Origin of the sequence: Roseivirga echinicomitans (assembly GCF_001592935.1) — a bacterium.
Lineage (GTDB): Bacteria > Bacteroidota > Bacteroidia > Cytophagales > Cyclobacteriaceae > Roseivirga > Roseivirga echinicomitans.
In genome coordinates this window covers 53,187-67,157 of the sequence record NZ_LRDB01000023.1, presented here as the reverse complement: position 1 = coordinate 67,157, position 13,971 = coordinate 53,187, and the positions used below count along the sequence as shown (strand labels likewise).

Here is a 13,971-nt window from a genome sequence, read left to right as displayed (position 1 = left end):
ATGGATTTGAATAGTTTAAAACCTGCAGAAGGTTCTACGAAAAATAGAAAGAGAATAGCTAGAGGTACAGGTTCTGGTCGTGGTGGTACTGCTACACGTGGTCACAACGGAGCAAAATCTAGATCTGGTTATAAAAGCAAAGGCGGTTTTGAAGGTGGTCAAATGCCACTACAAAGACGTGTGCCTAAGTTTGGCTTTACTAGTCCTAACAGAGTTGAGTACAAGGCATTAAACCTTGATTCGCTTCAGGAATTAGCAACCAAATTGAATACCGACACCATTGACTTCAATACTTTGATGGAAAATGGTTTTGCTCAAAAAAATGATCTAGTTAAGATTTTAGGTAGAGGCGAATTAACCTCTAAAGTGAATGTATCGGCCCATAAATTTTCTAGTTCTGCTCAAGCAGCAATCGAAAAATTAGGCGGAACCGTTACAAAGCTTTAATAACATGAAGAAGTTTTTTACTACCATACGAAATATTTATTCCATTGAGGAATTGAGAAATAGGATCCTAGCTACGCTGGGGTTCTTGATCGTTTTCAGACTTGGATCTTTTGTCGTTTTACCTGGTGTAGACGTAGCTAAATTAACCGATGACGCTGGAGGGATATTTGGTATCCTGAATTCATTGTTGGGTGGTTCATTTAGTAGAGCATCTATCTTCGGTTTAGGTATCATGCCTTATATATCAGCTTCAATTGTAATTCAATTGATGACTGTGGCTGTGCCAAGCTTCCAGAAAATGCAGAAGGAGGGAGAATCTGGTAGAAAGAAACTTACTCAGATCACTAGGGTATTAACTATTCTAGTAACTCTAGCACAAAGCTTTGGATACATCAAGGCAACTATTATCTCTCAAGATGCTGTTTTACCTAGCATTGACCCATCACTTTTCATGATCAGTTCAATGATCTTGTTAACTGCCGGTACAATGTTCTGTATGTGGTTAGGAGAGAAAATTACTGATAAAGGAATTGGTAATGGTATTTCCATGCTGATCATGATCGGTATCATTTCAAGTTTGCCTGGAGCAGCTTGGATGGAGTTTGTGACTACAAATGGCATCGGAAAGGCATTGTTCTCTGTGATTGAGTTGATCGTCTTGTTCTTTGTTGTAATTGTTACTGTGGCTTTGGTTCAAGCAACCAGAAGAATTCCGGTGCAGTATGCGAAGCAAGTAGTTGGTGGTAAAGTCTACGGAGGTCAACGTCAGTTCATACCTTTAAAGGTGAATGCATCTGGTGTTATGCCAATCATTTTTGCTCAAGCCTTAATGATTCTGCCAAGCTTATTGTCAGGTATCTGGGCAGATAGTAGTGATATTGCCAACTCAATTGGGACAGCCTTTAGCAACCCATACTCATGGCAATACAACTTGACGTTCGCCTTGTTAATTATAGCATTTACATTCTTTTACACTGCCATTACGGTTAATCCATCGAATATGGCGGATGACCTTAAAAGAAGTGGTGGTTTTATTCCAGGGATTAAGCCGGGTAGACCAACATCTGATTTTATTGGAGATGTATTAGATAGAATTACCCTTCCAGGATCAATATTCTTGGCGATAATCGCAATTCTTCCAACCTTCGCATACAATGCAGGTGTAGGACAGCAATTCGCTTATTTCTACGGAGGTACTTCACTATTGATTATGGTGGGTGTGATTTTGGATACTTTACAACAAATAGAAAGCTATTTGTTGATGCGACACTACGAAGGAATGATGAAGTCAGGCAAGATGCGTGGCCGATCTCAGAACGTAGCTGTAGCGTAATATGATTAATTACAAAACTGAAGAGGAGATTCAAATAATTCGAGAGAGTGCCGATATTCTTGGCAGGGCTCACGGAGAAGTAGCTAAAAGGGTTAAGGTAGGTGTTAGAACCGCTGACCTTGATAAGATTGCAGAAGAATACATTCGCGATCATGATGCAAAGGCATCGTTCAAAGGCTACAATGGATTTCCTTCTACCCTGTGTATTTCAGTGAACGAAAATGTAGTTCACGGTTTTCCAGGAGAATACGAATTGAAAGACGGTGATATAATCTCTATAGATTGTGGAGTCTTCTACAAAGGTTTTCATAGCGATTCCGCTTATACTTACCCCGTAGGAGAAGTTTCCCCAGAGACATTAGCACTGCTTAAAGCAACGAAAGAGTCGTTGTATATAGGTATTGAAGAGGCCAAGTATGGCAATCGGTTAGGCGATGTAAGCGCATCTATCCAAAAATACGTTGAAGACAAGGGCTACACGGTAGTGAGAGAACTTGTCGGACATGGTTTAGGAAGGAACTTACACGAATCACCTGAGGTTCCTAATTACGGAAAACGTGGTAGAGGAGTTAAATTACAGGAGGGTTTGGTAATAGCCATTGAGCCGATGGTCAATTTAGGGACAAGGAATATTGTTCAGGAAAATGATGGTTGGACCATCAGGACCAGAGACAGAAAACCTTCGGCTCATTTTGAACATACTGTGGCAGTTTTCAAGGATAGAACAGAAGTGTTAACAACACATAAGTATATAGAAGAAGTTTTTAAATTTTAGTATGGCAAAACAAGGATCTATTGAACAGGATGGTACTATTCTAGAAGCATTGCCTAATGCAATGTTTAGGGTAGAACTTGATAATGGACACACCGTTACTGCTCATATTTCTGGTAAAATGCGAATGCACTATATCAGAATATTACCAGGTGACAAGGTGAAAATGGAGATGTCGCCATACGACTTAAGCAAAGCAAGAATTACTTACAGATATAAATAAGAAATCATGAAAGTGAAAGCATCTATCAAGAAGCGAAGTGCTGATTGTAAGCTGATCCGTAGGAATGGAAAGTTATACGTGATAAACAAAAAGAATCCTAGATTCAAACAAAGACAAGGGTAATTATGGCTAGAATTTCAGGAGTAGATATTCCGGACCACAAAAGGTCAGAGATAGGTTTAACCTACATTTACGGAATTGGTCGTAGCTCGGCTGTTTACATTTTAGGTAAAGCCGGAATCGATGTGAGCAAGAAAATTGGTGATTTGGATGACGAAGAGCAAAAAGCAATTCGTACCATCGTCAGTGAAGAGTTCAAAGTAGAAGGAGTGTTAAAATCAGAGGTTCAATTGAGCATTAAGCGTCTGATGGATATTGGTTGTTACCGTGGTATGAGACATAGAAAGGGTCTTCCTGTTCGTGGTCAGCACACTAAAAACAACTCACGTACCCGAAAAGGTAAGAGAAAGACTGTTGCAAACAAGAAAAAGGCAACCAAGTAATTTGAATTAACGGCCGTCAGGTCTGAAAATATTTGAAGAATGGCTCAGAAGAGAAAAGATAAAGCTAAAAAGCGAGTAGTTCAGGTTGAAGCTATTGGACAAGCCCACATTAAGGCTTCTTTCAATAACATCATCATATCAATCACTAACCAACAAGGTCAAGTGATTTCTTGGGCATCTGCTGGAAAAATGGGTTTTAAGGGTTCTAAAAAGAACACTCCTTACGCAGCCCAAATGGCAGCCCAAAATTGCGCTCAAACCGCCTACGATTTGGGGTTGAGAAAAGTTGAGGTATTTGTTAAGGGACCAGGCTCTGGAAGAGAGTCTGCTATCAGAACACTCCAGAATACTGGTATCGAAGTAACAATGATTAAAGATGTTACTCCACTACCACACAACGGATGTCGTCCTCCGAAACGTAGAAGAGTTTAATCCAGAAATTAGAAAGTAATGGCAAGATATACAGGTCCTAAGGCCAAAATTGCGAGAAGATTTAACGATCCTATCTTTGGTCATAGCAAAGCATTGCAAAAGAAAGCATACCCTCCTGGGCAACACGGAAGAGGTAGAAGAAAAAAGCAGTCTGAATATGCAATCCAGTTAATGGAGAAGCAAAAAGCGAAATACACTTATGGTGTATTAGAGCGTCAGTTTGCTAACACGTTCGATCGTGCATCAAGAAAATCAGGTATTACAGGTGAAATCCTTCTTCAAATGTTGGAGGCAAGACTTGATAATACTGTATATAGAATGGGTATTGCTCCAACAAGAAGAGGAGCAAGACAACTAGTATCTCACAAGCACATCACTGTGAATGGAGAATTAGTGAACATCCCATCTTATGTGGTACAACCAGGTGATGTAGTAGGCGTTAGAGAAAAATCTAAATCCGTAGAGGCCATCACTGATAGTTTAGCTAACAATTCAGCACAGAAATATCCATGGATTGAGTGGAATAAAACTGAAATGAACGGTAAGATGATTGCTTTGCCTATGAGGGACGAAATTCCTGAAAAAATCAATGAGCAGCTTATTGTTGAGCTTTACTCTAAATAATCTATTTAAGAACTTAAACGATCTAATCATATGTCAATACTCGCATTTCAAATCCCTGAAAAGGTGGTGATGGAGAAGGCGGACGACTTTCACGGTCTGTTCACTTTTAAGCCGCTCGAAAAAGGATACGGGGTTACAATCGGTAATGCATTAAGAAGAATTCTTCTTTCTTCATTAGAAGGTTACGCTATCACAGGTATTAAAATCCCTGGCGTTTTGCATGAATTCTCAACGATTGAGGGTGTTGTGGAAGACGTAGCGGAAATCATTCTAAACCTAAAGAAGGTTCGTTTTAAGAAAATCTCCGATACTGTTGATAACAAAGTAACTGTAATCATTGAAGGTCAAGATAAGTTTGCTGCTGGTGATATTGGAAAATTCACTGGTGCTTTCGAAATCCTTAACCCTGATGAAGTAGTGTGTCACCTTGATAGTTCGGTAAAGTTCGAAATTGAGCTTTCTATCGATAAAGGTAGAGGTTACGTTCCTGCTGAAGAGAACAGACCTTCTGAGCAATTATTCGGATACATTCCAATTGACGCTATTTACACGCCAATCAAAAATGTTAAATTCAGTGTAGAAAACACAAGGGTTGAACAAAAAACTGACTACGAAATGTTGGTTTTGGATATTCAAACTGATGGTTCTATCCACCCTGAAAACGCATTGAAGGGTGCTGCCCATATCTTAATTCAACACTTCATGCTATTCTCTGATCAGAACATGATCTTAGAAACTGGGTCTTTAGATGAGCCAGAGCAAGTAGATGAAGAAATGCTTCACATGCGTAAGCTGTTGAAAACTCAACTGAACGATTTAGATCTTTCAGTAAGAGCTTACAACTGTCTTAAAGCAGCTGATGTAAGAACATTAGGCGACTTAGCAAGACTTGAAATTTCTGACATGATGAAATTCAGAAACTTTGGTAAGAAGTCTTTGGCTGAATTGGAGCAATTGATAGCTGATAAGAACCTTACTTTCGGTATGGACTTATCAAAATATAAACTTGACGAGGAATAAAGTAAGATGAGACACGGGAAGAAATTTAATCACCTGAGTAGAAAGGCACCGCATAGAAAAGCAATGCTTTCTAACATGGCTTCTTCTTTGATCGCGCACAAGAGAATTTCAACTACTGTAGCGAAGGCAAAGGAACTTAGGAAATATGTTGAGCCTCTTATTACAAAAGCTAAGACAGATACAACTCACTCAAGAAGAGTAGTATTCTCTTATCTTCAAAATAAAGAGACGGTAACAGCGCTTTTTAGCGAAATCGCTGAAAAGGTAGCAAACAGACCTGGTGGATATACTAGAATTATCAAAACTGGAAACAGATTAGGAGATAATGCTGATATGTGTATCATTGAATTAGTAGACTACAACGAATTACTACTTAAAGAAGCAGCTCCTGCTAAGAAAAGCAGCAGAAGAAGCAGAGGTAAGAAATCTGATGAGACTACTGAATCAACTCCTGTAGCAAAAGCACCTAAGGCGAAGAAGGAAGAAACTGTTGAAGCACCAGCTGCTAAAACTGAAGAGACTCCGGAAGCAAAGGCTGAAGAAGCAAAAGAAGATGATAAGAAAGACGGGGAATAATTCTACTTTCTTAAAAATATAGAATAAGGGATTGAGCAAATTTGTTCAATCCCTTTTTTATTTACTTTTGTACCGAATTAAAGATTTGAATTGCGCACCAATCTATAAATATGTCTACAACGAATAATATCAACAGTAAAAGGAAAGCCATTCTTCTTTTAGCAGATGGAAGCCGCTATGAGGGTACTGCCATTGGTAAAATAGGTATTGCCGGAGGTGAAATTTGCTTTAATACAGGAATGACGGGTTATCAAGAAATTTACACCGACCCATCTTATTATGGTCAAATTGTAGTAAATACAGCTTCTCACATCGGGAACTATGGGGTAGAGGATGACGAACAGGAGTCGGATTCACCGAAAATCAGAGGTTTGGTTGTAAATACTTTTTCTAAGGATTTCAGTCGTAAAACAGCCGATGGCTCACTCCAAGATTATTTAGAAAAGAATAACATTGTCGGAATTTCCGATGTAGATACACGCCTTTTGGTGCGCTACATCAGAGATAAGGGAGCAATGAATGCTATTGTATGTTCAGAAGATCTTTCTGATGATGAATTGAAAGCTAAGCTGGCTGACATTCCATCGATGGATGGTTTAGAATTGTCTTCATTCGTAAGCACAAAAGAACCTTACTTTGTTGGAGAAGAAAATGCAGCAATTAAAATTGCTGTTTTGGATATTGGAGTGAAAACCAGTATTCTAAAGCATTTGGCCAGCAGAGGTGCATACTTAAAGGTGTTTAATGCGAAGACTACCTTTGAAGAAATGAGCAAATGGAATCCTGATGGATATTTCTTGTCCAATGGACCTGGTGACCCTGCTGCAATGCCTTATGCAGTAGAAACGGCTCAAAAAATAATGGCTGAAGACAAACCACTTTTTGGAATTTGTCTTGGGCATCAAGTGATAGCCTTGGCCTGTGGCGCGAGTACATTCAAAATGCACAACGGACACAGAGGATTAAATCACCCAGTAAAAAACCTCATTTCGGGTAAGAGTGAAATCACTTCTCAGAACCACGGTTTTGCAGTAGACTTAACTGCGCTTGAAGCGGCTGGAAGTATGGAACTGACGCATATTAACTTAAATGATAACACCGTTGCCGGCTTGCAGGTAAAAGGAAAGAAAACATTCTGCGTGCAATACCATCCAGAGTCTTCACCTGGGCCACATGATTCACGCTATTTATTCGATCAATTTATTAACCTTATCAAATCATAATACCAATGAGTTTAATTGAAAGTATCTATGCAAGACAAATCCTTGACTCAAGAGGGAATCCTACCATCGAAGTAGATGTAATTACAGAGAACGGAGTTTTAGGCCGTGCTGCGGTGCCATCTGGCGCTTCAACTGGTGCGCATGAAGCCGTTGAGTTAAGAGATGGTGATAAAGACGTATACCTTGGGAAAGGCGTCTTGAAAGCCATTGAGAATGTCAACGTTACCATTGCTGCTGAATTGATCGGGTTTTCTGTATTCGAGCAAAACTTGCTTGACAAGATTATGATCGAGGTAGACGGGACTGAGAACAAAAGCAACCTAGGAGCAAACGCTATTTTGGGCGTTTCTTTGGCGATTGCTAGGGCCGCGGCATCTGAATTAGGACTTCCGCTCTACCGTTACGTGGGTGGTGTGAACGCAAACACACTTCCTGTGCCTATGATGAACATCATTAATGGAGGTTCTCATGCAGATAATTCAATCGACTTTCAAGAGTTTATGATTATGCCGATTGGAGCGGAAAGCTTTACCGAGGCAATTCAAATGGGCGCTGAAGTATTCCATCACTTAAAGAAGGTACTTTCTTCTCGTGGTCTTTCGACTAACGTAGGCGATGAAGGTGGTTTTGCACCAAACTTGGCCTCTGATGATGAAGCGTTGGAGGTAATTTCTGAAGCAGTGAAAAACGCAGGTTATACTGTAGGCGAAGACTTCGTTTACGCACTAGATGTGGCTTCTTCTGAATTCTACTTGAAGGATGAAAAAGTATATCACTTCAAAGATTCAACAGGGAAGAAAATGACGCCAGTTGAAATGGCAGACTACCTTGCCTCGCTTTGCGAGAAATATCCAATCATGTCGATTGAAGACGGTATGTTTGAGGACGATTGGGAAGGCTGGAAAGCCTTAACCGATAAGATTGGTGACAAAGTACAGTTGGTGGGTGATGACTTGTTCGTGACTAACGTGAAGCGTTTACAGAAAGGGATTGATGGGGGTATTGCCAACTCAATCTTGATTAAAGTAAACCAAATCGGAACTTTGACAGAGACAATTGAGGCCGTAAGCTTGGCCAACAGAAACGGCTATACTGCCGTGATGTCACACAGATCTGGAGAAACAGAGGACAATACGATTGCTGATTTAGCCGTAGCATTGAACACTGGTCAGATTAAAACCGGATCAGCTTCACGCTCAGACAGAATGTCTAAATACAACCAATTACTTAGAATTGAAGAAGAATTGGGAGAAGTAGCCAAATACCCTGGGAAGAATTTCAGAAAGGCTTACTAAGCACAAAACAAAATACGATCAAAGACTTCGCTCCTTTAGGGGTGGAGTCTTTTTTGTTTTAAGGGTACGCAGCCATATTGTAAAAATCTAAGTATAGGGTAAAAAACAACCCTACTATGAAAATCAGACCAATATACTTCGCGCTAATTATTGTTTTAATCATTTCAGCCTGTAGTGGCGGAGGTGGAGATGAAACCCCTGATCCTTGTGCAACACCAATTGTACTGACCATATCAAGCCAACAAAGTGCTACATCGGGCCAGTCAGACGGAAGTGTGTCGATATCTGCTGCTGGATCAAACGGCGGATTAGAATATAAAATTGGCAGTGGGACCTTTCAAAGCTCATCCTCATTCACTGGTCTTGCTGCTGGTAACTACACTGTTTCGGTAAAAGACAACCAAGGCTGTACAGCTAGCGTTTCGATTACAATTACGGAATCAACTGGTGGCTCAGCTACTCCATCTTTCTCTAGTGATGTATTTCCAATTATGCAAAGTAGCTGCGCAACCTCAGGTTGCCACGTAAGCGGAGGTAGTGCACCTTTCGTAATGGCGAATTACAGCGATGTAAAGGCAAAAGATTTATCCATAAAGTCAAGAGTTTCGGCCAGAACAATGCCTCCATCAGGATCCAATGCTTTAAGTACTGATCAGATCAATACTATCGTAGTTTGGGTAGACGCTGGCGCTCCAAACAATTGATTTTAAAAACAGAATCAAGAGTAAATCGGCATACTTTTGATTTTGTGCTAAAAAGTTAGTTACTTTTGTACTATGAAGGCTTTCACCAAAGTTCCTCGTTTCGCAAAGAGTTTCTATTTTCTCTTCGGAACATTTTTCATTATCTGGATGCTGTTTGTAGACTCCAATGATATTGTGACTCAGATAAGACTTAAATCGAAACTGAGTAACCTAAAAAATCAGAAGGAATACTACATTGAGAAAAAAGTGGAAGTACTGAAGAACAAAGAAGAGCTCACTACAAATCAAGAGTTGCTTGAAAAGTTTGCTAGAGAAAAGTACTTGATGAAGAAACCATCTGAAGATCTTTTCGTCATAGTCACGGAAGACTAATTCAAAAAAAAATATTCAATATCAAGTCCTCTTTTTGAGGACTTTTTCGTTACTAGGATTATGAGAAAATTATTGATCGCTGCCCTCTTCTTTTTAATGACCTTTTCATCACTCCAAGCTCAAATTTACTTCGAGGAAGAGCCCCAGAAAGAAGACTCTGTTAGTTTTATGGACAGGGTTTATTTTGGAGGAAACTTTTCATTTAACCTCGGAACCGACTTTACTTACATCGATGTATCTCCATTGGCTGGTTATATGATCACTCCTGACTTCTCCGCTGGTTTGGGCGCTACTTATCTCTATCTTTCACGTAAGTATATTTTATTACCCTCACGCAATACATTTAAGTTAAGCAGCAGCGTATATGGTGGACGTACTTTTTTACGACATAATATTTTCGAGACCTATTTTGCTCACTTGGAATTTGAGGCCTTAAATGTTGAATTTGCGGCTGATCCTTACAGTGAAACTACGAACCGTGAATGGGTACCGGGGCTCTTTATTGGTGGTGGTGCCTTTCAGCCTATTTTTAAAAAGGGAGGAATAAACATCACTGTCTTATATAACCTTCTGCACGATGACCTCAGGTCACCTTATGGAAGTGCATTAGTAATACGAGGGGGGATTACTTTTTAAAATTCGATTCCGAATTTCTTTCCAATTTCTTTTAGGTCCTCAAAAACGGGTTGAAGCAAAGGAATACCTTGCTCCATTCTTATTTTCTCCATTTCACGTTCCGGGTCACCAGGAATGAGCACAGGTTGTTCAGGATCAACAGGTGTTGAATTTCTGAAACGCTGAATCCAATTGTCCATGTGTTCTTTAAATTCAGTTGCTGGGCGGAAAGCATCTACACGCATGGCGCCAAAGAAATGGCCTAGGCCTTCGCCTACCGGATCACTTACTGGATCCATAAAACTCACAAATGGAGGTGCCCAAGGGCCATAATTGGCCCCAGAAAGCACAGCCGAGAAAATATCCACCACAGAACCCATAATATAGCCTTTGTGACTTCCATGTAGTCTACTACCACCTAATGGACGCAAAGCACCACCTTCTTTAACACCAAAAGCATTAGTGGTATCCATACCATCTTTGTCTTGCACCCAGCCTTTGGGTACAGGCTCTCCTTTTCTTTGAAGAATTTCGAGCTTTCCATTCGCGGCAGTGGTGGTTGCAAAGTCGCCAACAAAGGGAGGTTCGTTGCCAGCAGGGATAGCAATGGCTATTGGATTGGTGCCTAAGAGCCTTTCTTTGGAAAAAGTTGGGGAAACCAAAGGGCTAGCATTGGTCATTGAAATACCAATCATGTCATTCTGTGCGGCCAATAACGAATGGAAGCCAGCAATGCCGTAATGGTTAGAGTTTTTTACCGAAACCCAACCTGTCCCCACATTTTTTGCCTTTGTGATGGCCACTCTCATCGCAAATGGAGCAACGACTAGTCCTAAACCGGCATCACCGTCTACGACAGCGGTACTTGGAGTCTCATAGGTAACTTTGATGTTTGGAGTAGCATTTATCCTTCCCTTTTCCCAAAGCCTTACATAACCCTTGAGTCTAGCGACACCATGCGAATCGATGCCTCTTAGATCGGCAGAAAGCAGTGTTTCACAAGCCTGAGTTGCATCTGCTTCTGAGCAGCCCATTTTGATGAAAACGGAATGAGAAAACTGATATAGATCTTGGTAAGAATAATTCGACATGTGTGTAATTTTTAATTCGAAGTGTTTTTCTCCGATATCTTAATATGCGAAAACGATGTATACAAAAGCCCTTCTTTCAATGCATAAGCACAGGCCGTAATGTTTTCGGTAGTCATATGTTTTAAAACAAACTGAATCAAGCAACTGGCTACAACAATCATATCTACTCGCATGGTAACCATACCAGGGATATGCATTCGCTCTTTCTTGTTTTTTGTAATTAGCTCTTCGTAAATTCTGTTGTTTGCTTCTATTGGGAATTGAAAAGTTAGGCCGTCTGCAACCCTTTCAATCCCATTTTTCTTCATATAAATTTCAGAAAGCGTATCGAAAGTACCAGAGCAACCTATTAATCCTTTGGGCTTGAATTCCTCAATGGCGGCTACCAAACTGGAAAGCTCAGTTTCAAGCCAAGTATTCATTTCTTCAATGCTTTCCTGCGGCATAGGGTCTTCCTTGTGGAACTTATCCAAAAGCCTTTGTGCACCAATTTCGAAGCTTTGCTTCCAGAATATTTCTTGGTTGTTGCCAATGATGAACTCTACGCTTCCACCGCCAATGTCCATCACCAACTGTGGAACTTCTGTCAGTTGCGAAGTGGACTTCACACCATAGAAAATGAGTTCCGCCTCACGGTCGCCTGAAATGATTTTGATGTCAATGGAAGTTTTTTCTTTGATCTCGTCCAGTAATTGTTGGCCATTTTTCGCGGATCGGATGGCACTTGTTGCAACTCCAGTTATGGTTTTGACCTCGAATTGATCAATAATGGTTTTGAAGACTTGTAGGGTGTGAAGGGCCCTTTTTTTGGCATCAGCTGAGATTCTCCCTTTGCTAATGCCGTTCTTGCCAATTTTCACGGCTATTTTCTCGCGGTATAGCGTTTTGATTTCGCGCTTACTCACCTCCACTATAAACAAGTGGAAGGTATTAGTGCCCAAATCAATAACCGCTATTCTCTCTTTCATGCCCTTCTGCAAAGATGGGCGAATATAAGGCATTCTATTAAAATATGGGTGTTCATCGAAAGGTAATAGATGGCGATTATGTTCTTTTTTTGTACTGACCTGTATATCTTTGACGAGTATATAAAACCACACCTATGGCTAAGAATACCCCGCTTAAAAAACACATAACCAAAGCAGATAAAATTGAATTGCTCGAGCAAAAAAATGCAGAAGCCTTATTGGGTGGAGGTCAGAAACGAATTGATAGCCAGCACAAAAGAGGCAAACTTACCGCGAGGGAACGTCTTGAGTTATTGTTAGACGAAGGCAGTTTTGAAGAAATTGGCAAGTTTGTAGAACACAGGGCTACAGATTTTGGCTTGGAGAAGGAGATCTACTTAGGCGATGGCGTAGTGACGGGTTACGGAACGGTTCATGGCCGTTTGGTATATGTTTACTCACAAGATTTTACGGTGTTCGGAGGTTCTCTTTCTGAAACACATGCCGAAAAAATAGTGAAGGTTATGGATTTGGCCATGAAGAACGGTGCGCCAGTGATTGGCCTGAACGATTCTGGTGGAGCTCGAATCCAAGAAGGCGTAGTGTCGCTTGGCGGTTATGCCGATATCTTCTACCGTAATACGATGGCTTCGGGTGTAGTGCCTCAGATTTCTGCTATTATGGGACCATGTGCGGGTGGTGCGGTGTATTCACCAGCCATTACCGATTTTATCTTCATGGTGGAAAACACTTCATACATGTTTGTTACCGGGCCTAATGTGGTGAAAACTGTAACGCAAGAAGAAGTGACTTCTGAAGAATTAGGAGGCGCTAGCACGCACAGTACTAAAAGTGGAGTAACACACTTCGCCTCGGCCAACGAGGTGCAGTGCATTAATGAAATCAAACAATTGCTGTCGTACATTCCGCAAAACTGTGAAGACACGGCCCCGGTTTATGAATATGATTTGGAAGAAGATGCGGTAAGAACCGTATTGAATAATATTATTCCAGAAAACCCAAACCAACCTTACGACATGCGCGAGGTGATTGATGGCTTGGTGGATGATGATTCATTCTTCGAAGTACATAAAAACTTTGCGGAAAATATTGTTGTGGGCTTTGCCCGAATTGGTGGAAGAAGTATCGGTATTGTAGGAAACCAACCCGCTTCTATGGCTGGAGTTTTAGATATTGATGCGAGTGTTAAAGGAGCCCGTTTTGTGCGTTTCTGCGATTGTTTCAATGTGCCTTTATTGGTGTTGGAAGATGTGCCGGGCTTCTTGCCAGGCACAGACCAAGAGTGGAACGCCATTATCACCAATGGAGCGAAATTGCTTTACGCCTTTTCTGAAGCTACGGTGCCAAGAATTACCGTAATCACTAGGAAGGCTTACGGTGGAGCGTATGATGTAATGAACTCCAAACACATTGGGGCGGACATGAACTACGCTTGGCCTTCGGCTGAAATTGCGGTAATGGGAGCGAAAGGTGCTGCGGAAATCATTTTCAAAAGAGAAATTGCGGCTGCTGATGACCCTGAAGCGAAGTTAGCGGAGAAAGTAGAGGAATATACTGAGAAATTTGCCAACCCTTATCGGGCTGCACGAAGAGGTTATGTGGATGAAGTAATCTTGCCTCAAGATACCCGTAAGAAACTTATTAGGGCCTTTACCATGTTGGAGAACAAGGTGGCTACGCTACCGAAAAAGAAACACGGGAACATTCCTTTGTAACAAGGGTTTTATCCGTACCGAATTGAATTATAGAACTGGCTTTTGGCCAGTTTTTTAG

18 protein-coding genes are annotated in these 13,971 nt (G+C 40.9%); 16 read left to right on the top strand and 2 right to left on the bottom strand.

All coding sequences use genetic code 11. The features are described from left to right. The 15 genes from rplO (at position 1) to AWN68_RS11460 (ending at position 10,160) form a co-directional block, all read left to right on the top strand. Entirely contained in the window at positions 1-447 is a 447-nt protein-coding gene (gene rplO, locus AWN68_RS11525) for a 50S ribosomal protein L15 (protein ID WP_068415612.1), read from the top strand. A gap of 4 nt (positions 448-451) precedes the next feature. After that, positions 452-1,780 carry a preprotein translocase subunit SecY gene (secY, locus tag AWN68_RS11520; protein ID WP_068415609.1) on the top strand — a complete coding sequence of 443 codons (1,329 nt, stop codon included), beginning with the start codon at positions 452-454 and terminating at the stop codon, positions 1,778-1,780. A gap of 1 nt (position 1,781) precedes the next feature. After that, positions 1,782-2,555, top strand: a complete 774-nt coding sequence (gene map / locus AWN68_RS11515) for a type I methionyl aminopeptidase (protein WP_068415606.1) — start codon at positions 1,782-1,784, stop codon at positions 2,553-2,555. Position 2,556: 1 nt separating this feature from the next. Next, positions 2,557-2,775 (top strand): translation initiation factor IF-1, encoded by a 219-nt coding sequence (gene infA / locus AWN68_RS11510; RefSeq protein ID WP_053222911.1) that lies wholly within the window; start codon positions 2,557-2,559, stop codon positions 2,773-2,775. A 6-nt stretch (positions 2,776-2,781) separates the two neighbouring features. Beyond that, the gene (gene ykgO / locus AWN68_RS18855) at positions 2,782-2,898 is read left to right on the top strand and encodes a type B 50S ribosomal protein L36 (RefSeq protein WP_082338105.1); all 117 of its coding nucleotides are present in this window, start codon (positions 2,782-2,784) and stop codon (positions 2,896-2,898) included. A 2-nt stretch (positions 2,899-2,900) separates the two neighbouring features. Then, positions 2,901-3,278: a 30S ribosomal protein S13 gene (gene rpsM, locus AWN68_RS11505; protein WP_068415597.1), complete on the top strand. Its 378-nt coding sequence runs from the start codon at positions 2,901-2,903 to the stop codon at positions 3,276-3,278. Between the two features lie 39 nt (positions 3,279-3,317). Then, a complete protein-coding gene (gene rpsK, locus AWN68_RS11500) occupies positions 3,318-3,710 on the top strand; it encodes a 30S ribosomal protein S11 (protein ID WP_068415594.1) in 393 nt (130 codons plus the stop codon). Positions 3,711-3,728: 18 nt separating this feature from the next. Continuing rightward, on the top strand, positions 3,729-4,334 hold the full coding sequence (rpsD, locus tag AWN68_RS11495) for a 30S ribosomal protein S4 (RefSeq protein WP_068415591.1): 606 nt from the start codon (positions 3,729-3,731) through the stop codon (positions 4,332-4,334). A gap of 30 nt (positions 4,335-4,364) precedes the next feature. Beyond that, a complete protein-coding gene (locus AWN68_RS11490) occupies positions 4,365-5,354 on the top strand; it encodes a DNA-directed RNA polymerase subunit alpha (RefSeq protein WP_068415589.1) in 990 nt (329 codons plus the stop codon). Positions 5,355-5,360: 6 nt separating this feature from the next. Then, positions 5,361-5,930 (top strand): 50S ribosomal protein L17, encoded by a 570-nt coding sequence (gene rplQ, locus AWN68_RS11485; RefSeq protein WP_068415588.1) that lies wholly within the window; start codon positions 5,361-5,363, stop codon positions 5,928-5,930. 110 nt (positions 5,931-6,040) lie between these two features. Beyond that, positions 6,041-7,153 carry a glutamine-hydrolyzing carbamoyl-phosphate synthase small subunit gene (gene carA / locus AWN68_RS11480; RefSeq protein ID WP_068415587.1) on the top strand — a complete coding sequence of 371 codons (1,113 nt, stop codon included), beginning with the start codon at positions 6,041-6,043 and terminating at the stop codon, positions 7,151-7,153. A 5-nt stretch (positions 7,154-7,158) separates the two neighbouring features. Continuing rightward, positions 7,159-8,448: a phosphopyruvate hydratase gene (gene eno, locus AWN68_RS11475; RefSeq protein WP_068415584.1), complete on the top strand. Its 1,290-nt coding sequence runs from the start codon at positions 7,159-7,161 to the stop codon at positions 8,446-8,448. A 116-nt stretch (positions 8,449-8,564) separates the two neighbouring features. After that, complete coding sequence (locus AWN68_RS11470; protein WP_068415582.1) at positions 8,565-9,152, top strand: hypothetical protein; 588 nt, start codon at positions 8,565-8,567, stop codon at positions 9,150-9,152. 72 nt (positions 9,153-9,224) lie between these two features. Further along, positions 9,225-9,524: an FtsB family cell division protein gene (locus tag AWN68_RS11465; RefSeq protein WP_068415581.1), complete on the top strand. Its 300-nt coding sequence runs from the start codon at positions 9,225-9,227 to the stop codon at positions 9,522-9,524. Between the two features lie 60 nt (positions 9,525-9,584). After that, the gene (locus AWN68_RS11460) at positions 9,585-10,160 is read left to right on the top strand and encodes a hypothetical protein (RefSeq protein WP_084362845.1); all 576 of its coding nucleotides are present in this window, start codon (positions 9,585-9,587) and stop codon (positions 10,158-10,160) included. Here the strand turns inward: AWN68_RS11460 and AWN68_RS11455 are convergent. Both AWN68_RS11455 and AWN68_RS11450 read right to left on the bottom strand, forming a co-directional pair. Then, complete coding sequence (locus tag AWN68_RS11455) at positions 10,157-11,230, bottom strand: Ldh family oxidoreductase (RefSeq protein WP_068415578.1); 1,074 nt, start codon at positions 11,228-11,230, stop codon at positions 10,157-10,159. The genes AWN68_RS11460 and AWN68_RS11455 overlap by 4 nt on opposite strands. 11 nt (positions 11,231-11,241) lie before the next feature. Further along, a complete protein-coding gene (locus AWN68_RS11450) occupies positions 11,242-12,198 on the bottom strand; it encodes a Ppx/GppA phosphatase family protein (RefSeq protein ID WP_172796064.1) in 957 nt (318 codons plus the stop codon). A gap of 134 nt (positions 12,199-12,332) precedes the next feature. Between AWN68_RS11450 and AWN68_RS11445 the strand changes: the two genes are divergently transcribed. After that, entirely contained in the window at positions 12,333-13,913 is a 1,581-nt protein-coding gene (locus tag AWN68_RS11445) for an acyl-CoA carboxylase subunit beta (RefSeq protein ID WP_068415573.1), read from the top strand. The last annotated feature ends 58 nt before the right edge of the window (positions 13,914-13,971 follow it).